Here is a 22,664-nt window from a genome sequence, read left to right as displayed (position 1 = left end):
ACCATGAGGGCATGGGAAGGCGTGCAATGCTCGAAGGACAGCTTGCCTCTGTCACCATCGACGCACTCTGAGTGACGGGACTTACGCGTTCCGGCGCTCGGCGCTCCTCCCGAACCTCCACGAAGGGCACCGGACATGGGTCCCCATCCTGCGGTCGCGGCGATACGCCTGGCGGTCCGCCGCGTACTCCACGACGTCCTCACCGAATTCCACCGGCACGACGGCCCCGGCCGCCCCGCCGCAGAGGCCCGGCGCACCGCGCCCGCCTCCGCCGCCCCCCGCTACGCCGAAGCCGGTACGGCGGGCAGCCGCCCCCGCACCGCCGCCCTCACCGAACGGCCCGCCGCCCCCCTGGTCCTCGTCGCCTGCTCCGGCGGCGCCGACTCCATGGCGCTCGCCTCGGCCCTCGCCTTCGAGGCCCGCAAACTCGACGTCCGGGCCGGCGGCATCACCGTGGACCACAACCTCCAGTCGGGATCCGGCCTCCGCGCCGCCGAGGTCGTCACCCGGCTCGCCGCCATGGACCTCGACCCCGTCGAGGCCGTCGCCGTGCACGTCGGACGCGAGGGCGGCCCCGAGGCCGCCGCCCGCGATGCCCGCTACGCCGCGCTGGACGCCGCCGCCGAGCGCCACGGAGCCGCCGCCGTGCTCCTCGGCCACACCCGCGACGACCAGGCCGAGACCGTCCTCCTCGGCCTCGCCCGCGGCTCCGGCATCCGCTCGCTCTCCGGTATGGCCGCCGCCTCCGGACCCGCCGGCCGCTACCGCCGCCCCTTCCTCCAACTCGACCGGCAGACCGCGCGCAAGGCGTGCCTGGTCCAGTCGATCCCCGTCTGGGACGACCCGCACAACATCGACCCCGCCTACACCCGCTCCCGCCTCCGCCACGAGGGCCTGCCCGCCCTGGAGAAGGCGCTCGGCAAAGGCGTCGTCGAAGCCCTCGCCCGGACGGCCCAGCTCTCCCGCGACGACGCCGACGCCCTGGACACCTGGGCCGCCGAGGCCGAGCTCGCCGTACGCGACGAGACCGGCCAGCTGGAGTGCGCCAAGCTCTACGTCCTGCCCCCTGCCGTCCGCCGCCGGGTGCTGCGCCGGGCCGTCATCGAGGCCGGTGCGCCCGCCGGCTCCCTCTTCGCCCGCCACCTCGAAGAAGTCGACCGCCTGATCACCGGCTGGCGCGGCCAGCGGGCCATCAACCTGCCCGGCCGCGTCGAGGCCCGACGGCAGGGTGGCAGACTGGTCATTCGGCAGAGCTGACGCGCGAGCGGCCAGCCTCAGGCGAACAGCCGGGCCGGGCCCAGGGCACACCCCCGGGCCCGGCAGGCGAGAAAGAGACGCGGGTGAACGAGAAGGACATGGGCAGCGACCTCCAGTCGGTGCTCCTCACCAAGGAAGAGATCGACGCGAAGCTCGTCGAGCTGGCCGCGAAGATCGACGCGGAGTACGCGGGCAAGGATCTGCTGATCGTCGGCGTCCTCAAGGGCGCGGTGATGGTCATGGCGGACCTGGCGCGCGCGCTGTCCACCCCCGTCACGATGGACTGGATGGCCGTCTCCTCGTACGGGGCGGGCACCCAGTCCTCCGGCGTCGTCCGGATCCTCAAGGACCTGGACACCGACATCAAGGGCAAGCACGTCCTGATCGTCGAGGACATCATCGACTCCGGCCTGACGCTGTCCTGGCTGCTGTCCAACCTGGGCTCCCGGGAGCCGGCCTCGCTGGAGGTCTGCACGCTGCTGCGCAAGCCGGACGCCGCGAAGGTCGCCATCGACGTGAAGTGGATCGGCTTCGACATCCCCAACGAGTTCGTCGTCGGCTACGGGCTGGACTACGCGGAGAAGTACCGCAACCTCCCCTTCGTCGGCACGCTCGCCCCGCACGTCTACGGCGGCTGACCGGCGGGGAACCCTGGCCGCCCGCGGGCCGTTGAAGCTTCGAAAGCGGGTTTCTCCGCCGCAGGCAGCGGTCGCGGGCCCTCTCGCTGGGGTACCGTCCGAAGAGCACTCTTTTCCAACAGAGCTTTCAAACACAGCAGCATTTACCTACGGGCAGGAGGGACGGGGCGTCTTCGCTCCGTATGGATGGACGTGAAGCGATACTTCCGTGGGCCGGTCATGTGGATCGTGCTGGCCGTCCTCGCCGTGGTCGTGTTGATGCAGGTCGTCGGCTCGTCGGGCGGCTACAAGACGGTGGACACCGCGAAGGTGATCCAGGCGATCAGCAAGGACCAGGTGGAGCAGGCCAAGCTGACCACCGGTGACGAGCAAATTCTCAAGATCGAGCTGAAGAAGGGCCAGAAGCTTGCCGGCGAGTCCGGCACCAAGTTCCAGGCGAGCTACATCGGCAACCAGGGCGTCCAGCTCGCCGACACGCTCCAGAAGAAGTTCGAGGCGGGTGACATCGAGAAGGGTTACACCGTCTCGCCGTCGAAGCAGTCCCCGTTCGTCTCGATCCTTCTCTCGCTGCTGCCCTTCGTCCTGATCGTCGTCGTCTTCCTGTTTCTGATGAACCAGATGCAGGGTGGCGGCTCCAAGGTCATGCAGTTCGGCAAGTCCAAGGCCAAGCTGATCACCAAGGACACCCCGAAGACGACCTTCGCCGATGTGGCGGGGTCCGAAGAGGCGGTCGAGGAGCTCCACGAGATCAAGGAGTTCCTCCAGGAGCCGGCGAAGTTCCAGGCCGTCGGCGCCAAGATCCCCAAGGGCGTCCTGCTCTACGGGCCGCCCGGTACGGGCAAGACGCTGCTCGCTCGCGCCGTCGCCGGCGAGGCGGGCGTGCCGTTCTACTCGATCTCCGGCTCCGACTTCGTCGAGATGTTCGTCGGTGTCGGTGCCTCCCGGGTGCGCGACCTCTTCGAGCAGGCCAAGGCGAACGCCCCGGCGATCGTCTTCGTCGACGAGATCGACGCCGTCGGCCGGCACCGCGGTGCGGGCATGGGCGGCGGTCACGACGAGCGCGAGCAGACGCTCAACCAGCTGCTCGTCGAGATGGACGGGTTCGACGTGAAGGGCGGGGTCATCCTGATCGCCGCCACCAACCGCCCGGACATCCTCGACCCGGCCCTCCTGCGCCCGGGACGCTTCGACCGGCAGATCGCCGTCGACCGCCCGGACATGCTGGGCCGGCTGGAGATCCTCAAGGTCCACCAGAAGGGCAAGCCGGTCGCGAAGGACGTCGATCTAGGCGCCGTCGCCCGCAGGACGCCCGGCTTCACCGGTGCCGACCTGTCGAACGTGCTGAACGAGGCCGCGCTCCTGACGGCGCGCAGCGACAAGAAGCTCATCGACAACGAGAGTCTCGACGAGGCCATCGACCGCGTCGTGGCGGGCCCGCAGAAGCGGACCCGGATCATGTCCGAGAAGGAGAAGAAGATCACCGCGTACCACGAGGGCGGACACGCCCTGGTCGCGGCGGCTTCCCCCAGTCGGACCCGGTCCACAAGATCACGATCCTCTCCCGCGGTCGCGCCCTCGGTTACACGATGGTGCTCCCGGAGGAGGACAAGTACTCCACGACGCGCAACGAGATGCTCGACCAGCTGGCGTACATGCTGGGCGGGCGCGCGGCCGAGGAGCTGGTGTTCCACGACCCGACCACCGGCGCGGCGAACGACATCGAGAAGGCCACGGCGACGGCCCGCGCGATGGTCACGCAGTACGGCATGACGGAGCGGCTCGGCGCCATCAAGTTCGGCGGCGACAACTCGGAGCCCTTCCTGGGCCGCGAGATGGGCCACCAGCGCGACTACTCGGAAGAGGTCGCGGCGCTGGTCGACGAAGAGGTCAAGAAGCTCATCGAGACCGCCCACAACGACGCGTGGGAGATTCTCGTCGAGAACCGCGACATCCTCGACGCCCTCGTGCTCGAACTCCTGGAGAAGGAGACGCTCGGCAAGGACGAGATCGCGGAGATCTTCGCCCCGATCGTCAAGCGTCCCGCCCGCCCGGCATGGACCGGCTCCGCCCGGCGCACCCCGTCGACGCGGCCTCCGGTGCTCTCGCCGAAGGAGCTGGCCCTCACCAACGGCGCTTCCACCGCCAACGGCTCGGCCACCCCGCCGGAGATCGCCCCGAAGACGGACCTCACCAAGGACATCGCCCCCTCCACGGAGGCGATCCCCGAGGACCGTCCCGAGAGCTAGCCCCGCACCGCACCCCGGTGAGACCTCCGTCACGGCGGTCCCACCAGGTCCGGAATGGATGCCGCGCCCCCCAGGTTTTAGCCTGTGGGGGCGCGGCTTTTCCGTATGCCTGCGATGTCCACGTGCGAACCGCGCACGGGGCAGCCATGAGGAACGAGGCACAGATGACCGACCCGGTGACGCTGGACGGCCAGGGATCGATCGGCGAATTCGACGAGAAGCGGGCCGAGGCGGCCGTACGTGAACTGCTCATCGCGGTCGGCGAGGACCCGGACCGGGAGGGCCTCAGGGAGACACCGGGGCGGGTGGCGCGGGCGTACAAGGAAATATTCGCCGGTCTGTACCAGCAGCCCGAGGATGTCCTGACGACCACGTTCGACCTGGGTCACGACGAGATGGTGCTGGTCAAGGACATCGAGGTGTTCTCGACATGTGAACACCACCTGGTGCCTTTCAGGGGCGTCGCGCACGTCGGTTACATCCCGGCGGCCACCGGCAAGATCACCGGGCTCTCCAAGCTGGCCCGCCTGGTGGACGTCTACGCCCGCCGCCCGCAGGTCCAGGAGCGGCTGACCACCCAGATCGCCGAATCCCTCATGTCGATCCTGGAGCCGCGCGGAGTCATCGTCGTCGTCGAGTGCGAGCACATGTGCATGTCCATGCGGGGAATCCGCAAGCCCGGCGCGAAGACGCTCACCTCCGCGGTGCGCGGTCAGCTCCGGGACCCCGCGACGCGTGCCGAGGCGATGAGCCTCATCATGGCGCGCTGACGATGAGCCTCACCGTGGCCCGCTGACACGGGCCTGCTCCGCGAACCGACGGCACGGGCGCGGCAGCCGCTCTAGGCGGCGGCCGCGCCCGTGCCGTCGTGGTTGTTCTCGCCGTCCTCGGGGAGGCGGCAGACGCGCTCCAGGAAGAAGGCGGCCGCGATGACGCCGATACCCGCCACCACGGCCGCGCCCGCGTAGATGGCCTGGTCGCGGCGGGGTGGGACGTCGAGGAAGCTGAGCAGGAAGACGCCCGTGCCGCCGTACATCCCGGCGACCAGGGCGGTGACCAGGGCGCTCGCCTGGCCGAAGACGACCGCCCGCGCAGCCATCAGGGGTTCGACGCCCTTGGCGCCGGGGCGGCGCTCCCGCTGGGCGCGGAGACGGGTGCGGATGGAGAGGGCGGTGGCCAGGAGGATCACCGCGATCACGGCGAGCACGATCGAGGCGGCCAGCGGGACGCTCGGGAGGGTGCCGAGGGAGTCCCAGAGGCGGGCGCCGCCCCAGGAGAGGACGCCGGCGGCGGTGAAGAGGCCCGCCAGTACCCCGAGCCGTAGTTGCTTCACCGCGTGAGCCGCCCTTCGTCGCCTGTGTTCCCGAACCCGCTTGCTGGCGAGCCCGTGGGCCCCGGGCCCCTGAGCCGACAGGGCCCTGAGCCCCTGGCCCGCCTGTTCCTGAGCTGGTGCCCGTCGAGCCTAACGATTACTCCGGCAGGCGCAGTTCCAGATCGGCGCGGGCCAGGACGCCTGCGCGGCCGACACCGACGAGGAGGTCGGCGACCGGGCCCGCGCCGGGCAGCTGGGCCTCGGGGTCCATGTCGTGCCAGGGGGCGAGGACGAAGGCGCGCTCGTGGGCGCGGGGGTGGGGGAGGGTGAGCACCGGGTCGTCGGAGAGGACGTCGGCGTACGACACGATGTCGACGTCGATCGTGCGCGGGCCCCACCGCTCCTCGCGGACCCGGTCGAAGGCCTCCTCGACGGCCTGGCCGCGCTCCAGCAGGGAGGCCGGGGGCAGCGTGGTCTTCACGAGGATGACCGCGTTGAAGTAGGAGGGCTGGCTGTCGGCGGCGACGCCCCAGGGCTCCGTCTCGTAGACCGGGGAGACGGCCTTGACCCGCAGGCCCGGGGTGTCCTCCAGCGCGTCGACGGCGCCCTGGAGGGTCTCCAGCCGGTTGCCCAGGTTGGAGCCGAGGGCGATCACGGCCATCTTGGGGTTGGAGAGGGTGATGTCGGCGGCGTCCACCTGCTTGACGACGGCGGTGGGCACCGGCTGGACGGTCGGGTCGCTCTGCCCCTCGGTGGAAAAAGCGGTCATGCTCGGCTCCGGGTGATGGTGATGGTCACGTCGTCGAAGGGGACGGTGATCGGTGCGTCCGGCTTGTGCACCACGACCTCGACCTCCTGGACACCTTCGTGCTTCAGGCACTGCTGGGCGATGCGCTCGGCGAGCGTCTCGATCAGGTCGACCGGTTCGCCCGTCACCACCTCGACGACCTCCTCGGCCACCACGCCGTAGTGCACGGTGCGGGCCAGGTCGTCGGTGGCTGCCGCGGGGCGGGTGTCGAGGCCGAGCACCAGGTCGACGATGAAGGTCTGGCCCTCTTCCCGCTCCCGGGGGAAGACGCCGTGGTGCCCACGGGCCTTGAGGCCGCGCAGCGCGACACGATCCACGCGAATCACTCCTGCTGTCGTTGGTCCAAGAGGCACCCGGCCGCGTGCGGGCGACGAAGTGCCTTCTTCCGAATCTACCTGCGGGCACCGACAGCGCGGGCAGGTAGGGGCCCTGGAGGAGCCCAGGGGGTTGATACCCGCCCGACGTCCTGCGCACCTGTGCGAGTGGATCCGGTCTTCACCATCGGCACCTCGCTGAACTGGACCGGTCTCCTCGCGCCGGACGGCACCGCGACGACCGCGCCGTCGAGGCTCCCGTGGCGGACGCCTGCGAGAAGCCCCACGCGCTCCCAGCCCTTCGTGGACGAACTCCCCGCCAGGAAGCCGCTGATCGTGCCCGGCCCGGTCCGCTGAGCCTGCCCGCCGCCGGTCAGGACGACGGTTCCTCGCCGTCGTCCTCGTCGGTCTCCGCCAGGACCGGCGAGCCGTGGTGGGACCAGAGCTTCCACCCCTCGGGCGTGCGCCGGAACACGTTCGTGGCGACGACCAGCTGGCCCACCAGCGGCCCCAGGTCGTTGCCCTCCTCGGCCGGGCCGCCGCTGAGGATGTTCTCGGTGCAGGTCACCAGGGCGGTGTCACCGGTCATCGCGACGTTGACGTCGGTGAGGAAGAACTGGATGTACTCGGTGTTCGCCATGATCAGGGCGTAACTCCGCAGCACGTCGCCCCGGCCGGTGAGCACCGGCCACCCCGGGTGGACGCAGGAGACGGTGAGGTCCTCGCCCGGCAGCCACCGGTCGGCGAGCGCCGTGTGGTCGCCGCGCTCCAGCGCCTCGTAGAAGGCGGTGTTGGCGGCCTCGACCTCCGCGATGTCGGCGGCGGCCGCCGCGTGGTCCTCGTTCACGCGGCTCCCTCGACGGCGCGGGCGACCCGTACGGCGTCGGCGGTGGCCCCCACCTCGTGGACGCGGACAGCCCAGGCCCCGGCCCGGGCGGCGAGGGCGGAGACGGCGGCCGTCGCCGCGTCACGTTCGCGGGCGGGCGGCAGGGTGGCACCGGGGCCGGCCAGTACGTGGCCGAGGAAGCGTTTACGGGAGGCGGCCACCAGCAGCGGTTGGCCCAGGGCGTGCAGCTCGTCCAGGTGCGCGACGAGGGCCAGGTCGTGCGGGGCCAGCTTCGCGAAGCCGAGGCCGGGGTCGATCACGACCTGGCCCGGGTCGAGACCGCCCGCGATCACCGCGTCCATCCGCTGCCGCAGCTCCGCGAGGACTTCGGCGACCACGTCCCCGTAGACCGCGAGGCTGTTCATCGACTCGCTGAAGCCGCGCCAGTGCATCACGACGAACGGCACCTCGGCGGCGGCGACGGCCGGGATCATGTCCGGGTCCGCGAGGCCGCCGCTCACATCGTTGACCAGGACGGCCCCGGCGGCGACGGCCTTCTCGGCGACGCGGGCGCGCATGGTGTCCACGGAGACGGTGACGCCCTCGGAGGCCAGTCCCTTCACGACGGGGATCACCCGCCGCAGCTCCTCCGACTCGTCCACCCGGCTGGCGCCCGGGCGGGTCGACTCGCCGCCGACGTCGACCAGGTCGGCGCCCTCGGAGACCAGGTCCAGGCCGTGCTTGACCGCCGCCGTGGTGTCGAACCAGCGGCCCCCGTCGGAGAAGGAGTCGGGCGTCACGTTGACGACCCCCATGACCGCACAGCGGTCCCACTCCGGCAGCCCTCGGACCGTGCCCCGCGCGCGTGACGTACTCATGCCTCCAGCCTATGGGGTAGGGGCGGGCCGCCTACGCCGCGCTCACCTCGTGCTCCTGGGCCGTGCGCAGCGCGTGGCCGCACGGGCGCGGGCCGCGGGAGCGGAAGGGGCGGGGGAGCGAGAGGTTCACGAACCCCTCCGCCTGCATCGCCGCGATCCCGATGCGGGGCAGGTCGCGGCTGGTGCGGAAGACCACGAAGCGCGGCTCCCAGCGCGGTTTGAACTTGGCGTTGAACTTGTACAGCGACTCGATCTGGAACCAGCGGGAGAGGAAGATCAGCAGCCCGCGCCAGCAGCGCAGCACCGGCCCGGCGCCGAGCCGCTCGCCACGGGCCAGCGCCGAGCGGAACATCGCGAAGTTGAGCGAGACCCGCTGGACGCCGAGCTTCCCGGCGGCCTGGAGCGAGGCGACGATCAGCAGCTCGTTCATGCCGGGGTCGGCCGAGCGGTCGCGGCGCATCAGCTCCAGGGACATCCCGTCGCGCCCCCACGGGACGAAGTGGAGGACGGCCTTCAGGTCGCCGTGCGGCCCGTCCTCGGAGCCCGGCAGATGGGCGGTGGCGATCACGCAGTCCCCGTCGGCGGGGTCGCCGATCCGGCCGAGCGCCATGGAGAAGCCGCGCTCGGTGTCGGTGCCGCGCCAGTCGGCGGCGGCCCGTCGGATGCGCTCCAGCTCGGTGGCGCCGATGTCACGTGCTCGCCGGACCCGGGTTTCGTAGCCGTTGCGTTCGATGCGCCCCACCATCTGGCGAACGTTCCGCATGGCCCGCCCGGCGAGGGAGAAATCCGCGACGTCCACCACCGCCTCGTCGCCCAGCTCCAGGGCGGTGAGCCCGGTCTCGCGGGTCCAGACCTCCCCGCCGCGCTCGCTGCACCCCATCACGGCCGGGGTCCAGGAGTGGGCCTTCGCCTCGTCCATGAACCGTTCGATGGCGCCCGGCCAGGCCTCCACGTCGCCGATGGGGTCGCCGCCGGCCAGCATCACCCCGGAGACGACCCGGTAGCAGACGGCGGCCTTGCCGCTGGGGGAGAAGACGACGGCCTTGTCGCGGCGGAGCGCGAAGTGGCCGAGCGAGTCGCGGCCGCCGTGGGTCTCCAGCAGCGCCCGCAGCCGGGTCTCGTCGTCCTCGGTGAGGCGGGCGGCCGGGTGTTCGGGGCGGAAGGCGAGGTAGATCGTGGTGACGGCGGTGAGCAGGCCGAGCGCGCCGAGCGAGTACGCCACGGTCCAGCTGGTCCGCCCGGCGTAGTCGACCGGGCCCTCGATGCCGAAGAGGCCGTACAGCACGTGCTGGAGCCGGTCCGCGATGGACGGGTCGCCGACGACGCGGCCGGGGTGGACGGAGACGATGACCAGCCCGAGCGCCAGCGAACTCGCCCCGAGCAGGATGAAGTTGGCCAGCGCCCGCCAGCGGCTGCGCGGGTCGGGCAGGGCCCGGAACTGGTCCCGGTGGCGCACCAGCAGATAGCAGAGCGTCAGGGAGACCAGGACGCCGATGACGGAGTGGCGGTACGCGAACTGGGCCACGGCCCCGGCCGGCAGCAGCACCACCGCCGCCCGCCAGGCGCGCCGCTTGCGCCGCTTCAGCCCGTGCGCGAGCAGGAGCAGCAGCACGCCCGCGCTCAGCGAGAGCGCTGCGGCGAACGGTCCGAGCGCCCCGGGGAGCACCTCGGCGAGGGTGTGCATCCGGCTGTGCCGGAAGCGGGGGAAGACCCCTGCCACGACGTCGATCAGCCCGACGACGGTGCAGGCGGTGCCGACGACGGCCGGTACGGATTCGGGGCGCGGGCCGCGCAGGACACGCCGCACACGTTGCGGAACCGATACCGATTTATCCCCATCTACCGTGACAGACATCGCTTCCGTGGCTCCAGATGAGTTTTCGGGTTGGTGGGTCCGTCGGCCGTTGCCGTTCCGGACGATGTGCTCCCTCTAGGACGGGGGTTGCGTGTCCAGGGTTCATTCACATACCGGGAATTTCCGCCGGGAAGCGCGGAGAAAACACAGAGAATACGCAGAGAAAGCTCACTCATGGGTCTCACCAGCAAGGTAGTTCTCGCGGGCGTGGCGGCCGCCGCCGTGGTGCTGTTCGCGGCCACGGTCTGGCTCTGGCCACGTCTGGCCCGGCGGAGCACCGCCGCTGTGACGGGCCGGGTCGGACTGCTGCTGGCGACCCAGCTGACCCTGTTCGCCGCGGTCGGCCTGGCCGCCAACAACGCGTTTCTCTTCTACGGTTCCTGGGCCGACCTCTTCGGTCAGAAGCAGGAGCTGGGGGTGGTCACCGACCACGCGGGCGGGGAGCCGGGCGCGCGGCACATGACGCGGATCGGCACCCAGCGGCCGGACGTGCCGGGCGGCGGGGTGCCGGCGGCGGGCGGGCGGATCGACAAGGTGGTGGTCTCCGGGCGGCTCTCGGGCATCGATTCACCGGCGTACGTCTATCTGCCGCCGGAGTATTTCCAGAGCGCCTACGCGAAGCGGTCGTTCCCGGCGGTGGTGGTGCTGACCGGCTACCCGGGGACCGCGGAGAACCTCCTCAAGGGGCTGCGTTACCCCCGGACGGCGCACGAGCGGGTGAAGGCGGGCAAGGCGCAGCCGATGATCCTGGTGATGCTGCGGCCGACGGTGGCGCCGCCCCGGGACACCGAGTGCGTGGACGTCCCCCGGGGGCCGCGGACGGAGACGTTCTTCGCGCAGGACCTCCCCGAGGCGATCACCCAGTCGTACCGGGTCGGGAAGCAGGCCCGTAACTGGGGGATCATCGGCAACTCGACGGGCGGATACTGCGCGTTGAAGATCGGCCTGCACCACCCCGACCGGTACGCGGCGAGCGCCGGGCTCTCCGCGTACTACCGGGCCGCCGAGGACCCGACGACCGGCGACCTGTTCCACGGGGACCAGGCGCTGCGGGACCGGGCGGACCTGATGTGGACGCTGGAGAACCGGCCTCCGTCCGGCGGCTCGTTCCTGGTGACGACGTCACGGCAGGGCGAGGGGAACCTGAGGAGCACGATGAGGTTCATCGACAAGGTGAAGGCGCCCGCCGAGGTGTCGTCGATCGTGCTGGACAGCGGCGGGCACAACTTCACGACCTGGCGGCGGGAGATCCCCTCCGCCCTGGAGTGGCTGAGCGAGCGGCTCAGCGGGCAGTGAGATCCCCGGCTATGCGGTGGCGACGGTCTCGACGGCGACCTCCGCGCGCGGCACCGCCTGGGCGTCAGCGTCGATCGACCGGCGCAGCGCCTCGTGCAGCCGTGCGGGGGTCAGTACGCCCAGGAAGCGGCCCTCGCTCTCCTTGTCGATGACCGCGATCCAGCCGGCGTCGTGCTGGAGCATGGTGGAGAACGCCTGTTTGAGCGGGGCGCCGAGCGGCAGCCAGGCCTCCATCCGGCGGGCGTGCTCGCGGACGGTGCCCGTCGCGGCGGTGGCCGCCTCGGCGGGGATCCAGCCGTGCAGGTTGTCCCGGCCGTCCAGGACCACGGCCCACCGGGCGCCCTCGGACCGGAGGCGTGCGGTGGCCTCGGCGAGGGAGTCGTCGAGGTGGACGACCGGGGGCTGGTCGAGGTCGCTCTCCTCGATCGGGGTCACCGAGAGCCGCTTGAGCCCGCGGTCGGCGCCGACGAAGTCGGCCACGTAGGGGGTGGCGGGGGCGCCGAGGACGGTGGCGGGGGAGTCGAACTGGTCGATGCGGCCCTGCCCGTAGACGGCGATCCGGTCGCCGAGGCGGACGGCCTCCTCGATGTCGTGCGTGACGAAGAGCACGGTCTTACGGACCTGGGCCTGGAGTTTCAGGAATTCGTTCTGGAGCCGTTCGCGGACCACCGGGTCGACCGCGCCGAAAGGCTCGTCCATCAGCAGGACGGGCGGGTCGGCGGCCAGGGCGCGGGCCACCCCGACGCGCTGGCGCTGTCCGCCGGAGAGCTGCTCCGGATAGCGGTCGCCGTAGACGGAAGGGTCGAGTCCGACCAGGTCGAGGAGTTCGGCGGCGCGCTCGCGCCCCTTTCCGCGCTTCCAGCCCAGGAGGTGGGGGACGGTCGCGGTGTTCTCCAGCACCGTCTTGTGCGGGAAGAGGCCGACCTGCTGGATCACATAGCCGATGCGGCGGCGGAGCTCGACGGGGTCGATGGCTGATATGTCGTCCCCGTCGAGGAATATCGTGCCCTCGGTCGGTTCGATCAGCCGGTTCACCATCTTCATGGTGGTCGTCTTGCCGCAGCCGGACGGTCCGACGAGCGTGACCAGTTCACCCTCGGCGACCTCGAAGGAAAGGTCGTCGACGGCGGTGGTGCCGTCCGCGTACCGCTTGGTGACGTGCTCGAAACGGATCATGGGTCCCCATTGTGGCGGGTGTTTCGTGAAGGGCATGTTGCCGGAATGCGACAGCCTCCGTGATTGTCAGTGGTCGAGGATAGGCTCGCCAGACATCAGTTCGACACGGGCGCGACGGGGAATACGGGCGCCACGGGGGCATGACAGGGAATCGGGGGTGGGTGCGCGATGGCCGAGGCGAGCTGCCTGGCGACGAACGACTGGATCTGCGGCGAGTATCTGCGTACCCGCAGCCAGGAGCTGACCGACGCGACCGTGCAGCACATCGGGATCACGGTCGTCTCGGTGCTGATCGGGCTCGCGATCGCCTTTCCGCTGGCGCTGCTCGCCCGCCGGGGCCGCGGCTTCGCCGGACCGGTGCTCGGGCTGACCACGATTCTGTACACCGTGCCCTCGCTGGCGATGTTCTCGCTGCTGCTGCCGCTGTTCGGGCTCTCCGCCGCGCTCGTCGTCACGGGCCTGGTGCTCTATTCGCTCACCATCCTCGTACGGAACATCCTGGCCGGCCTCGAAGCCGTCCCCGAGGAGGCCAGGGAGGCCGCCCGGGGCATGGGGTACGGGCCGTGGCGGCTGCTGTGGGAGGTGGAGCTCCCGCTCGCGCTGCCCGCGCTGATGGCGGGGCTGCGCATAGCCACCGTGTCGACGGTCGCGCTGACCACGGTCGGCTCGCTCGTCGGCAAGGGCGGCCTCGGCAATCTCATCGAGGACGCGCTGCCGAGCTTCTTCAAGGCCCAGGTGCTCGCCGCCTCGGTGCTGTGCGTGCTGCTCGCGGTCACCGCCGACCTGCTGCTCCTCGGCCTCCAGCGGTTGCTGACGCCCTGGACGCGTATACCGGCCTCGACGGGGGATACGCGTACGGGTGCGGGCGGTGGTGATGGTTCCGGCGGCCCGGGCGGTGCCACGGAGGGGTCCGGCGGCCCCGGCGGTCCGGCGGGCATACCCGCCCCGGCGAAGGTGGAGGCGGGCTGACCCGTGGGAGTCATCGGCGAAGCCTGGACCTGGCTGATCACCGGGACCAACTGGTCGGGCGACGGCGGAGCCGCGCACCGGCTCGGCGAGCATCTGTACGTCAGCGGGGTCGCCCTCGCGGTGGCCTGCGCCATCGCCCTGCCGCTCGCCCTCTACCTGGGGCACCTGGGCAAGGGCGGCGCGCTCGCGGTCAACATCTCCAACGTGGGGCGGGCCATCCCGGTCTTCGCGGTGCTGGCCCTCTTCATGGTCACCCCCCTGCGCAACTCGGGGTACTGGCCCACGATCATCGCGCTGGTGCTGTTCGCCGTACCCCCGCTGCTGACCAACGCCTATGTGGGCATGCGGGAGGTGGACCGGTCCGTGGTGGAGGCCGCCCGGGGCATGGGGATGTCCGGCGGGCAGCTCTTCGTCCGGGTGGAGCTGCCGCTCGCCTACCCGATGATCATGACCGGGCTGCGCTCCGCCGCCGTCCAGGTCGTGGCCACCGCCTCGATCGCCGCCATGGTCGGTCTCGGCGGCCTCGGCCGGATCATCACCGCCGGGTTCAACACCTACGACACCGCACAGGTCTTCGCGGGCGCGATCCTCGTCGCCGCGCTGGCCCTGCTGGTGGAAGGGGTGCTGGTGGCGCTGGACCGGATGCTGTCACCGCTGCGCCGCCGCCGGACCGCGTGACGGGGCCGGGCGGCTCGGCGACCTCACTTCTTGATCACCCCTTTTCTTCAGTTTCCTTCAGTTCGAACGGAGAGCAACATGAGCAGGACCTCGCGGATAGCCGGAGCGGTCATCGGCATGGTGGCGCTGGCAGGGTCGCTGGCGGCCTGCGGCGGCGACAGCCTGGAGAAGGAGAAGAGCGGCGGCTCGGGCTCCTCGGGCGACAGCAAGAAGGGCTCGCTCGTCGTCGGCTCGGCCTCGTTCACCGAGTCGAAAGTGCTCGCCGAGCTGTACGCGCAGATCCTGGGCGACGCCGGGTACGACACCTCGATCACCACGGTGAAGAACCGTGAGCTGTACGAGCCCTCGCTGGAGAAGGGCGAGATCGACGTCGTACCCGAATACGCGGCCACGATCACCGAGTTCCTCAACGCCAAGGTGAACGGGGCGGAGAAGGCCCAGGCCGCCCCCCTCGCCTCCGGGGACACCGCCGCCACGGTCGCCGCCCTGGAGAAGCTCGCCACCCCGCTCGGGCTCAAGGTGCTCCCGGCCGGGAAGGCCGTCGACCAGAACGCCTTCGCGGTCTCCGAGGAATTCGCCGAGAAGAACAGCCTCAAGACCCTTTCCGATCTCGGGAAGTCGAAGCTCAAGGTGAAGATCGCGGCGGGCGACGAGTGCGAGGTGCGGCCCTTCTGCGCGCCCGGTCTGAAGAAGACGTACGGCATCGACGTCACGGGTATCGACCCCAAGGGCGTCGGCACCCCGCAGTCCAAGCAGGCCGTCCGCGACGGCAAGGTCGAGTTGGTCCTGACGACCACCACGGACGCGGTGCTGGACGGTCTGGTCTTCCTGGAGGACGACAAGAAGCTCCAGAACGCCGACAACGTCCTGCCGGTCCTCAATGCCAAGGACGCGGGCGCACCGGAGATCGCCGCGGCGCTCGGAAAGCTGACCGACACGCTGACCACGGAAGATCTCGCCGAGCTGAACCGCAAGGTCGACGCCGAGCGCGCCAAGCCGACCGATGTGGCGAAGGAGTATCTGGAGTCCAAGGGCCTGATCAAGAAGTAAGGCCCGATCGAGAAGCAGGGGCCGGGCGGGGAGAGTTCTCGATCAAGAAGTAGGGGGCCTCGGAGGGCCGTCAGGTAACCGGCGGGGAAAGATTGCCGGGCGGCCCCCCAAGTGGCGCGTACACACGGTAAATTTCAGGCCATGCCACGTGGACGCCACCGCCATTCGCCACCCCTTCACAGAATCCTGCCGCCCTCCGTGGTGGCGGGAGTGTCGGTCGTCGGTGCTTCCGGCGCCTGGTTCCTCGCCGAACCCATCGCCCTGCGCGGCCTGGTGGCCGCCGTGGCCGCCGCCGCCCTGACCGGCGCGTATCTGATGCGCAGCTGGGACCGGGCGGCGGGGCTGCGGGTCGCCGAGCTGGAGCGGGCCCGCACCCGGGACGAGTGGCGGGCCGAGGAGCGGATAGCCGAGCTGGAGCAGGATCTGGAGGAGTCGCGCGAGCTGCGCACCCGTCTGGAGACCAAGCTCCGCCGCAAGCGGGTGGAGCTCGCCGGACTGCGCGGCGAGCACGCGGGCCTCCTCCGCCGGTACGCCAACGCCGAGACCGAGCGGGCCAGCGCGCTGGAGGGCCGCAGGCAGCTCGCCATCGAGGCCGCCACCCCCGCCGAGCTGCCCACCGGGCGGTCGACGCCCACCCCGGACGCCTACCGCCGCGCGGACGAGGCCCTGCTGAACCTCACCCGCAACGCCGCACTCCAGGAGGCCCGCCGCACCGAGGCCGCCGAGCGGAGCGCGGGACAGGGTGCGGAGGGGGAAGGCCCGCAGGGGAAGGACGCGGTGGCCACCGGGGCGGGTGAACACCACCGGCACCGCCGCCCGTCGACCGCCCCGGCCGCGCTCCCCCCGGCCGCCCCGGCTTCCGCTGCTTCGGCTCCGACCGCTCCGGCCCCAAAGTCCCAGGCCCCCACCGCTCCGGCCCCCACCGCCCCGGCCGCGTCGGCCCCCGTCGCGTCGGCCGCGCAGGTCCAGCCCCTGGCCCTCGGCGCCCGGCCCCGGACCTCCAACATGCCGGTGCACGTGCCGCGTACGGTCCCCGCCGCGTCGGCCGTCGTGCCGTACGCCGCGGCCCGCCGCCACCTCGCCCCCCAGAGCAGCTTCGACTTCTTCGGCACCCAGAACGCCCAGAAGGCGAACGCCGCGATCGAGTCCGTGCAGAACGAGGACCTCGCGGACGTCGTCGGCGAGGAGGCGCTCGCCGCCCACCGCACGGGAGCCGTCCAGAACCGGGCCGTGGGCAAGGTCATCGACCTCACCGCGCACGACGAGACTGAGCAGATCGACGTGGCGGAGCTGCGCGGCGCGGTCTCCTGAGCCCGGAGCAGCGCCGCTACTTGTCGATGTCCCCGACGACGAAGAAGAGCGACCCCAGGATCGCCACCATGTCGGAGACCAGCGTCCCCGGCAGCAGCTCGGTGAGCGCCTGGATGTTGTTGAAGGAGGCGGAGCGCAGCTTCAGCCGGTAGGGGGTCTTCTCGCCCTTGGAGACCAGGTAGTAGCCGTTGAGGCCGAGCGGGTTCTCCGTCCAGGCGTACGTGTGGCCCTCGGGTGCCTTCAGCACCTTGGGCAGCCGCTGGTTGACCGGCCCCGGCTCCAGGCCCGCCATCCGGTCCAGGCACGCGTCCGCCAGGTCGAGGGAGTTGAGCGTCTGCTCCAGCAGGCACTCGAAGCGGGCCAGGCAGTCGCCCTCGGTCCGGGTGACCACCTTCAGGGTGTCCCGGAGCTCCCCGTACGCGAGATACGGCTCGTCGCGCCGCAGGTCGAAGTCGACGCCCGAGGCGCGCGCGATCGGCCCCGACACCCCGTACGCGTGCACGGCTCCGGCGGAGAGCACGCCGACATCGCGCGTACGGGCCCGGAAGATCTCGTTGCCGAGGACCAGGTTCTCGTAGATGTCCATCCGGGAGCGGACCGAGGCGACGGCGTCCCGGACCCGTCCCGACCAGCCCGCAGGTACGTCCTCCTTGAGGCCGCCGACCCGGTTGAACATGTAGTGCATCCGGCCGCCGGAGACCTCCTCCATCACCGCCTGGAGCTCCTCGCGCTCCCGGAAGGCGTGGAAGACCGGGGTGATGCCGCCCAGTTCGAGGGGGTAGGAGCCGAGGAACATCAGGTGGTTGAGGACCCGGTTCAGCTCGGCGAGCAGCGTCCGCGTCCAGACCGCGCGCTGGGGCACCTCCATGCCGAGCATCCGCTCCACGGCCATCACGACGCCCAGCTCGTTGGAGAACGCGGAGAGCCAGTCGTGGCGGTTGGCGAGCATGATGATCTGCCGGTAGTCGCGCGCCTCGAAGAGCTTCTCCGCGCCCCGGTGCATATAGCCGATGACCGGCTCCGCGTGCTGGACGCGTTCACCGTCCAGGACGATCCGGAGCCGGAGCACGCCGTGCGTGGAGGGGTGCTGCGGGCCGATGTTCAGCACCATGTCGGTGCTCTCCGCCGCGCCGCCGATGCCGATGGTCGTCTCCGTCATGGGGCCAGTATTCCTTGCCCGGTCCGTGCCCGCCGCGTCCTTGCCGGCGGTCACCTCGGCCCCGCACCCACCCGGTGCAGCAGCCACCCGAAGTCGCCGAGCCCGCCGCGTGCGGTCAGCTCCGCCGCCTCGCCTGCCCAGGACAGGGCCCGTACGTACGCCGCGGGATCGGAGGCGGCCAGACTCAGCGGCGGCCGCTCCCCGGAGACCCCCAGCCGCCCGAGCGCCGCCCGCTGGTCGGTGAGTTCGGCGGCCCCCCGATCCACCGCCGCCGCGCACGCGTCCAGCGCCACATGCGCGGTCAGGTCGCACGACCCGTCCGGCACCGGCCGCACCTCCCGCCCGCCCCGGAACCCGGTCAGCGTCCCGAACGGCGGCCGTCCGCCCCGTACATGCGCGTAGTCCACCGCCACCGCCAGCCCGGCGCCCAGCGACCGCACAGCCCCCTCCCACGCCGCGTCCCGGGGCCGCCCGACCTCCGCCCGCTCGCCCGGCTCCGACAGCGGCCACCACCGCTCCAGCCACTCCGCGTCCGCCCCGGCCACCGGAGCACCCAGCCGCTCGGCACCGTCCGAGGTCCGCACCTCCACGTACCGGGCGACGCCGTCCCCGTCCACCTCGGCCACGTCCACCGGCACGTTGTCCAGCCACTCGTTGGCGAACAGCACCCCGGTGACGCCGGTCGGCGGCTCGGCGCACCAGACGATCCGGGGATCGAGGCCTGCCGGGCGGGCGGCGACCTCCACCCCGTACGGGATCACCTCCAGTCCCTCCGGGACGGCGGCGAGCACCCCGGTCAGCAGCTCACCGCGCCCGGCCCCGACATCGACCAGGGCGACCGTGCCGGTGGACAGCTCGCTCGCGGTCCGGGCCAGCAGTCCGGCCACCGCCCGCGCGAACAGGGGCGATGCGTGGACCGACGTACGGAAGTGGCCCGCCGGCCCCTCCGGGCTCCGGACCGGACTCCGGTAGAAGCCCTCGTCCCCGTACAGAGCGGTCTGTGCCGCCTCGCGCCACCCGCGCCACTCCTCCGTCATGTGGCCCAGTCTCCACCTTGGGGAGTACGGTCCCAGGATCTGGATCGACCCTCCGGTTGACCCGTGCACCTGTTCACTGTCCTTACGCTGGGCTACGTGCAGCGCCTCTACGATTTTCTCCGCAGACACCCGACGGGCGTCGACGTCTTCTGGGCGGTCGTCCTCCTCGGGCTCTCCGGCATGTCGACGGCGTCGGGCATGTACGACGCGCGGTGGCAGGCGATCCTCTCGATTCCGGTTGCGCTCGGCCTCTCCACCGTGGTGGCGCTGCGCCGACGGTTCCCGGAGAAGATGCTGCTGCTCGCCATCGCGGTGGGCGTCTGCCAGTTGGTCTTCGACGTCCGGCCGGGCATCGGGAACTTCGCGATGCTGGTGATCACCTTCACGGTGGCCACGATCGGGGAGCGCTGGGCCTCCCGGCTCGCCCTGATCTGCAGCCTGACCGCGGCCACCCTCGCGCAGGTGCGCTGGGAGTCCGAGCCGGACGGCTCCTGGCCCCAGCAGGTCTTCGTGACGGTGATCATGACGGTGCCGTTCGTGCTGGCCTGGGTGATGGGCGACTCGCTGCGGACCCGGCGGGCCTACTTCAGCCAGCTGGAGGAGCGCGCCGCCCGGCTGGAGCGGGAGCGCGAGGCCCAGTCCAAGGTGGCGGTGGCCGCCGAGCGGGCCCGGATCGCCCGCGAGCTGCACGATGTCGTCGCGCACAACGTGTCCGTGATGGTGGTTCAGGCCGACGGCGCGGCGTACGTGATGGACGCGGCGCCCGACCAGGCCCGCCAGGCGCTGGAGACGATCTCCTCCACCGGCCGGCAGGCGCTGGCCGAGATGCGGCGGCTGCTGGGGGTGCTGCGGACCGGTGACACACGGGAGAGCGGGGAGTACGTCCCGCAGCCCGATGTGGAGCAGATCGAGGACCTGGTCGAGCAGGTGCGCCGGACCGGGCTGGCGGTGGACTTCAAGGTGGAGGGCACCGCCCGACCGCTGCCGAGCGGCGTGGAGCTGACCGCGTACCGCGTCGTGCAGGAGGCCCTCACCAACACCCGCAAGCACGGTGGCCCCGACGCCGGGGCCAGCGTCCGGCTGGTCTACTTCGACGACGGCCTCGGGCTGCTGATCGAGGACGACGGGCGGGGCGCGGCGCACGAGCTGTACGAGGACGGCGGTGCGGACGGCGCCGGGCACGGGATGATCGGGATGCGGGAGCGGGTCGGCATGGTCGGCGGCACCCTGGACGCCGGGCCACGGCCCGGCGGCGGCTTCCGGATCAGCGCGCTGCTGCCGCTGAAGCCCGCCGACTGACGCCCGGCCCTCCCCGGCGCAACCCCTTATCGCCCAGACAGGACAGGACAGACCCCATGGCCATCCGCGTGATGCTCGTCGACGACCAGGTGCTGCTGCGGACGGGCTTCCGGATGGTCCTGGCCGCCCAGCCCGACATGGAGGTGGTGGCCGAGGCCGGGGACGGCGCCGAGGCGATCGAGACCCTGCGGGCCACGGCGGTCGACGTGGTCCTGATGGACGTCCGGATGCCCCGCCTGGACGGGGTGGAGGCGACCCGCCGCATCTGCGCGCAGCCGAACCCGCCGAAGGTGCTGATCCTGACGACGTTCGACCTGGACGAGTACGCCTTCTCCGGGCTGAAGGCGGGGGCCAGCGGCTTCATGCTCAAGGACGTGCCGCCGGCCGAACTGCTCTCCGCGATCCGCTCGGTGCACAGCGGCGACGCCGTCGTCGCCCCCTCCACCACCCGCCGCCTCCTCGACCGCTTCTCGCCGATGCTGCCCAGCAGCGAGAAGGAGCCGAAGAACAAGCACATCGAGAAGCTCACCGAGCGCGAGCGCGAGGTGATGCTCCTGGTCGCCCAGGGCCTCTCGAACGGCGAGATCGCCGCCCGCCTCGTCCTCTCCGAGGCCACGGTCAAGACCCACGTCGGCCGCATCCTCACCAAGCTGAGCCTGCGCGACCGGGTCCAGGTCGTCGTCCTCGCCTACGAGACGGGGCTGGTGCGGGCGGGCGGGGGAGCGGGCTGAGGGGCCCGGCGTGGGAACGCTGCTGTGGATCAACGGTCCGTTCGGGGGAGGCAAGACGCAGACCGCGTACGAGATCCGGCGGCGGCTGCCGGGCAGCGTGGTCTGCGACCCGGAGCACATCGGCTTCGGCCTGCACCGCACCCTGCCGCCCCACCTGCGCGGTGACTTCCAGGACCTGGCCGCCTGGCGTGCCGGGGTCCGCGAGGTCCTCGGGGTGGCGCTGGCGGGCCACCCCGGCCCGGTGATCGTGCCGATGACGCTGGTCGACCCCGGCTATTTCGCCGAGATCGTCACAGCCCTGCGCGAGGACGGCCACACCGTCCACCACAGCGCCCTGCTCGCCGACCGGGCCACCGTCCTGCGGCGGCTGCGGGAGCGGGGCCTGGGGCGCGGCCTGAAGCGGGAGAGCTTCGCCGTGCGGCGGCTGGACGACTGCCTGGAGCGGCTGGCCCGGCCGGAGTTCGCCCGCCATGTGCGTACGGACGAGGCGACCGTGCCTCAGGTGGCGGACCTGGTCGCCGGCGCGGCGGGCCTGACGCTCACACCGGACACGGACAGCCGGCTGCTCCACCGGCTGCGGCGGACCTGGACGGGACTGCGCCACATCCGCTTCGACTGACGCCCCGCCCCGGCCCGCCCCCGGGTCACCGCAGCACACCCTCCAGGAAGTCGCTGCCGATGCGGGCGACGGCGGTCAGGTCCAGCTGGTGCAGTACGTAGCGGCCCCGGCGGCGGGTCGTGATCAGGCCCGCCTTCTTGAGGACCGACAGGTGCCGGGAGACCTCGGGGGCGGTGATCCGGTGGGAGTCGGCCAGTTCGCCGGTGGTGTACGCCGCGCGGGCCAGGTTGCGGCACAGGCGCATCCGCATCGGGTGGGCCAGGGCCTCCATCCGGAGCTGGACCTGCTCCACGGAGGCGGGGGCCGGCAGGTCGGGAAGGCGGACCGGGTACTGGATCACCGGCCGCCACCCCGGGGCGTACAGCACCACCAGGTGCGGCCAGCCGAAGCTGCTGGGCATCAGGGTCAGGCCGGTGCCGACGTCCGGGTCGACGGCGGTGGTCCGGGCCTCGGCCAGCTTGTCGACGGAGAGCAGGCCCGCCTCCTCGTCCAGGGCCAGGGCGGCGGAGACCGCGCCCATCGCCTCCTGGACGCCCTTGCGCCGCAGCACCTCCGTCTTGTGCCGGGCGTCGGCGACCAGCTGGACGGAGACCCGGCGCCAGGTGTCCGCGAAGAACGCCTGGTCGCAGTCCTCGAAGAGCCGCCGGATCCAGCCGCGTACGCGGACGGGGTCGGCCAGCAGCCGCTCGGCGAACTTCACCTGCCGCGGGCCGCGCGCCGCCGCCATGTCCAGGGCACGGGCCCGCATCGCGGCGTTCGTCAGCGGGGAGGGGTTGCCCGGCTCCACCAGCCCCGCACAGGTGAACTCCAGCGCCGAGGTGACGAACCGTTCGTCGTCGATCCGGTCCAGGATGTCCAGGTCCTCGGCGAGGCTCGCCCCGGGCCTGCCGTCGCCGCCGCGCACCCCGGCGTACGGCAGGAAGATGTCGGAGAAGGTGTGCCGCCAGAGGAACTCCGCCTCCAGCAGCCGGTCGGCGAGATCGGGTTCCAGCGCCGCCGAGGTCGCGGTGGCCCAGCCGTGCACGCCGGGGTGGTGGCCGGGCTCGGAGAGCGCGTGCAGCGCGTCCCCCAGCTCGGTGAGCGGGGAGACCGCGAAAACGATGCGGTCGGAGGGCAGGCCGGCGATGTCTATGTTCACGCTCACGTGTCCCATGGTGCGGGCACGCGGACAGGGCGTCGCCCCATTTGACGGCGGCCGTCAATCG

22 protein-coding genes and 1 pseudogene are annotated in these 22,664 nt (G+C 71.7%); 13 read left to right on the top strand and 10 right to left on the bottom strand.

The genetic code is table 11. The features are described 5' to 3' along the window. Positions 1-135 precede the first annotated feature (135 nt). The 4 genes and pseudogenes from tilS (at position 136) to folE (ending at position 4,911) form a co-directional block, all read left to right on the top strand. The gene (gene tilS / locus D6270_RS14665) at positions 136-1,257 is read left to right on the top strand and encodes a tRNA lysidine(34) synthetase TilS (protein WP_109164988.1); all 1,122 of its coding nucleotides are present in this window, start codon (positions 136-138) and stop codon (positions 1,255-1,257) included. 98 nt (positions 1,258-1,355) lie between these two features. Then, a complete protein-coding gene (gene hpt, locus D6270_RS14660) occupies positions 1,356-1,895 on the top strand; it encodes a hypoxanthine phosphoribosyltransferase (protein WP_032754715.1) in 540 nt (179 codons plus the stop codon). A 186-nt stretch (positions 1,896-2,081) separates the two neighbouring features. Further along, a pseudogene (gene ftsH / locus D6270_RS14655) lies at positions 2,082-4,141 on the top strand (ATP-dependent zinc metalloprotease FtsH). Between the two features lie 164 nt (positions 4,142-4,305). Then, positions 4,306-4,911, top strand: coding sequence for a GTP cyclohydrolase I FolE (gene folE / locus D6270_RS14650; RefSeq protein ID WP_109164990.1), 606 nt, complete (start codon positions 4,306-4,308; stop codon positions 4,909-4,911). 71 nt (positions 4,912-4,982) lie between these two features. On the opposite strand, the gene D6270_RS14645 is transcribed toward folE, so the two are convergent. The 3 genes from D6270_RS14645 to folB form a co-directional block, all read right to left on the bottom strand. Further along, positions 4,983-5,474 (bottom strand): DUF3180 domain-containing protein, encoded by a 492-nt coding sequence (locus D6270_RS14645; protein WP_109164991.1) that lies wholly within the window; start codon positions 5,472-5,474, stop codon positions 4,983-4,985. A gap of 136 nt (positions 5,475-5,610) precedes the next feature. Then, positions 5,611-6,222 carry a 2-amino-4-hydroxy-6-hydroxymethyldihydropteridine diphosphokinase gene (gene folK, locus D6270_RS14640; RefSeq protein WP_109164992.1) on the bottom strand — a complete coding sequence of 204 codons (612 nt, stop codon included), beginning with the start codon at positions 6,220-6,222 and terminating at the stop codon, positions 5,611-5,613. Further along, complete coding sequence (folB, locus tag D6270_RS14635) at positions 6,219-6,578, bottom strand: dihydroneopterin aldolase (protein ID WP_093690373.1); 360 nt, start codon at positions 6,576-6,578, stop codon at positions 6,219-6,221. Before folB ends, folK begins: the two co-directional genes overlap by 4 nt. 165 nt (positions 6,579-6,743) lie before the next feature. Here folB and D6270_RS14630 point away from each other — a divergent pair, with 165 nt between their 5' ends. Continuing rightward, positions 6,744-6,932, top strand: a complete 189-nt coding sequence (locus D6270_RS14630) for a hypothetical protein (protein WP_109164993.1) — start codon at positions 6,744-6,746, stop codon at positions 6,930-6,932. A gap of 16 nt (positions 6,933-6,948) precedes the next feature. Here D6270_RS14630 and D6270_RS14625 read toward each other — a convergent pair whose 3' ends face one another. The 3 genes from D6270_RS14625 to D6270_RS14615 form a co-directional block, all read right to left on the bottom strand. Beyond that, positions 6,949-7,422, bottom strand: a complete 474-nt coding sequence (locus tag D6270_RS14625) for a nuclear transport factor 2 family protein (RefSeq protein WP_109164994.1) — start codon at positions 7,420-7,422, stop codon at positions 6,949-6,951. Beyond that, entirely contained in the window at positions 7,419-8,216 is a 798-nt protein-coding gene (gene folP, locus D6270_RS14620; RefSeq protein WP_202419461.1) for a dihydropteroate synthase, read from the bottom strand. The genes D6270_RS14625 and folP overlap by 4 nt, the downstream gene beginning before the upstream one ends. 94 nt (positions 8,217-8,310) lie before the next feature. Further along, positions 8,311-10,134, bottom strand: a complete 1,824-nt coding sequence (locus D6270_RS14615; protein WP_109164996.1) for a phosphatidylglycerol lysyltransferase domain-containing protein — start codon at positions 10,132-10,134, stop codon at positions 8,311-8,313. 174 nt (positions 10,135-10,308) lie between these two features. Here D6270_RS14615 and D6270_RS14610 point away from each other — a divergent pair, with 174 nt between their 5' ends. Beyond that, complete coding sequence (locus D6270_RS14610) at positions 10,309-11,430, top strand: alpha/beta hydrolase (protein ID WP_109164997.1); 1,122 nt, start codon at positions 10,309-10,311, stop codon at positions 11,428-11,430. 9 nt (positions 11,431-11,439) lie between these two features. Here the strand turns inward: D6270_RS14610 and D6270_RS14605 are convergent, their stop codons facing one another. After that, the gene (locus tag D6270_RS14605; protein WP_109164998.1) at positions 11,440-12,606 is read right to left on the bottom strand and encodes an ABC transporter ATP-binding protein; all 1,167 of its coding nucleotides are present in this window, start codon (positions 12,604-12,606) and stop codon (positions 11,440-11,442) included. A gap of 168 nt (positions 12,607-12,774) precedes the next feature. Here D6270_RS14605 and D6270_RS14600 point away from each other — a divergent pair, with 168 nt between their 5' ends. The 4 genes from D6270_RS14600 to D6270_RS14585 all read left to right on the top strand — a co-directional run bounded on the left by D6270_RS14600 (position 12,775) and on the right by D6270_RS14585 (position 16,614). Next, positions 12,775-13,575 (top strand): ABC transporter permease, encoded by an 801-nt coding sequence (locus tag D6270_RS14600; RefSeq protein WP_109164999.1) that lies wholly within the window; start codon positions 12,775-12,777, stop codon positions 13,573-13,575. A 3-nt stretch (positions 13,576-13,578) separates the two neighbouring features. Beyond that, positions 13,579-14,253, top strand: a complete 675-nt coding sequence (locus tag D6270_RS14595) for an ABC transporter permease (protein WP_109165000.1) — start codon at positions 13,579-13,581, stop codon at positions 14,251-14,253. 78 nt (positions 14,254-14,331) lie between these two features. Continuing rightward, positions 14,332-15,303 carry an ABC transporter substrate-binding protein gene (locus D6270_RS14590; RefSeq protein WP_109165001.1) on the top strand — a complete coding sequence of 324 codons (972 nt, stop codon included), beginning with the start codon at positions 14,332-14,334 and terminating at the stop codon, positions 15,301-15,303. A gap of 141 nt (positions 15,304-15,444) precedes the next feature. After that, positions 15,445-16,614, top strand: a complete 1,170-nt coding sequence (locus D6270_RS14585) for a coiled-coil domain-containing protein (RefSeq protein WP_225976850.1) — start codon at positions 15,445-15,447, stop codon at positions 16,612-16,614. Between the two features lie 16 nt (positions 16,615-16,630). On the opposite strand, the gene D6270_RS14580 is transcribed toward D6270_RS14585, so the two are convergent. Further along, positions 16,631-17,773, bottom strand: coding sequence for an NADH-quinone oxidoreductase subunit D (locus D6270_RS14580; protein ID WP_109165003.1), 1,143 nt, complete (start codon positions 17,771-17,773; stop codon positions 16,631-16,633). 50 nt (positions 17,774-17,823) lie between these two features. After that, the gene (locus tag D6270_RS14575; RefSeq protein ID WP_109165004.1) at positions 17,824-18,810 is read right to left on the bottom strand and encodes an SAM-dependent methyltransferase; all 987 of its coding nucleotides are present in this window, start codon (positions 18,808-18,810) and stop codon (positions 17,824-17,826) included. Between the two features lie 96 nt (positions 18,811-18,906). Between D6270_RS14575 and D6270_RS14570 the strand changes: the two genes are divergently transcribed. Genes D6270_RS14570 through D6270_RS14560 form a run of 3 tightly spaced genes read left to right on the top strand, consistent with a single transcriptional unit; the run spans position 18,907 to position 21,459 of the window. Further along, positions 18,907-20,109, top strand: coding sequence for a sensor histidine kinase (locus D6270_RS14570; protein ID WP_109167441.1), 1,203 nt, complete (start codon positions 18,907-18,909; stop codon positions 20,107-20,109). A gap of 56 nt (positions 20,110-20,165) precedes the next feature. Next, entirely contained in the window at positions 20,166-20,840 is a 675-nt protein-coding gene (locus D6270_RS14565) for a response regulator transcription factor (RefSeq protein ID WP_109165005.1), read from the top strand. A gap of 10 nt (positions 20,841-20,850) precedes the next feature. Continuing rightward, complete coding sequence (locus tag D6270_RS14560) at positions 20,851-21,459, top strand: AAA family ATPase (RefSeq protein WP_204117117.1); 609 nt, start codon at positions 20,851-20,853, stop codon at positions 21,457-21,459. A 25-nt stretch (positions 21,460-21,484) separates the two neighbouring features. On the opposite strand, the gene D6270_RS14555 is transcribed toward D6270_RS14560, so the two are convergent. Beyond that, on the bottom strand, positions 21,485-22,597 hold the full coding sequence (locus D6270_RS14555; protein WP_109165006.1) for a DUF5937 family protein: 1,113 nt from the start codon (positions 22,595-22,597) through the stop codon (positions 21,485-21,487). Between the last annotated feature and the right edge of the window lie 67 nt (positions 22,598-22,664).

The sequence above is a fragment of the Streptomyces griseus subsp. griseus genome, assembly GCF_003610995.1.
Taxonomy (GTDB): Bacteria; Actinomycetota; Actinomycetes; order Streptomycetales; family Streptomycetaceae; genus Streptomyces.
Note: the sequence above shows the minus strand (reverse complement) of the source record. Positions and strands in the feature narration are given on the sequence as shown.

Coding starts and splice junctions, on each gene's coding strand:
- D6270_RS14580 (WP_109165003.1), bottom strand. CDS start 17,773: ATGACGGAGACGACCATCGGCATCGGCGGCGCGGCGGAGAGCACCGAC.
- D6270_RS14605 (WP_109164998.1), bottom strand. CDS start 12,606: ATGATCCGTTTCGAGCACGTCACCAAGCGGTACGCGGACGGCACCACC.
- D6270_RS14615 (WP_109164996.1), bottom strand. CDS start 10,134: ATGTCTGTCACGGTAGATGGGGATAAATCGGTATCGGTTCCGCAACGT.
- D6270_RS14565 (WP_109165005.1), top strand. CDS start 20,166: ATGGCCATCCGCGTGATGCTCGTCGACGACCAGGTGCTGCTGCGGACG.
- D6270_RS14600 (WP_109164999.1), top strand. CDS start 12,775: ATGGCCGAGGCGAGCTGCCTGGCGACGAACGACTGGATCTGCGGCGAG.
- folK (WP_109164992.1), bottom strand. CDS start 6,222: ATGACCGCTTTTTCCACCGAGGGGCAGAGCGACCCGACCGTCCAGCCG.
- D6270_RS14610 (WP_109164997.1), top strand. CDS start 10,309: ATGGGTCTCACCAGCAAGGTAGTTCTCGCGGGCGTGGCGGCCGCCGCC.
- D6270_RS14575 (WP_109165004.1), bottom strand. CDS start 18,810: ATGACGGAGGAGTGGCGCGGGTGGCGCGAGGCGGCACAGACCGCTCTG.
- D6270_RS14590 (WP_109165001.1), top strand. CDS start 14,332: ATGAGCAGGACCTCGCGGATAGCCGGAGCGGTCATCGGCATGGTGGCG.
- D6270_RS14585 (WP_225976850.1), top strand. CDS start 15,445: ATGCCACGTGGACGCCACCGCCATTCGCCACCCCTTCACAGAATCCTG.
- folP (WP_202419461.1), bottom strand. CDS start 8,216: ATGGGGGTCGTCAACGTGACGCCCGACTCCTTCTCCGACGGGGGCCGC.
- hpt (WP_032754715.1), top strand. CDS start 1,356: ATGGGCAGCGACCTCCAGTCGGTGCTCCTCACCAAGGAAGAGATCGAC.
- tilS (WP_109164988.1), top strand. CDS start 136: ATGGGTCCCCATCCTGCGGTCGCGGCGATACGCCTGGCGGTCCGCCGC.
- folE (WP_109164990.1), top strand. CDS start 4,306: ATGACCGACCCGGTGACGCTGGACGGCCAGGGATCGATCGGCGAATTC.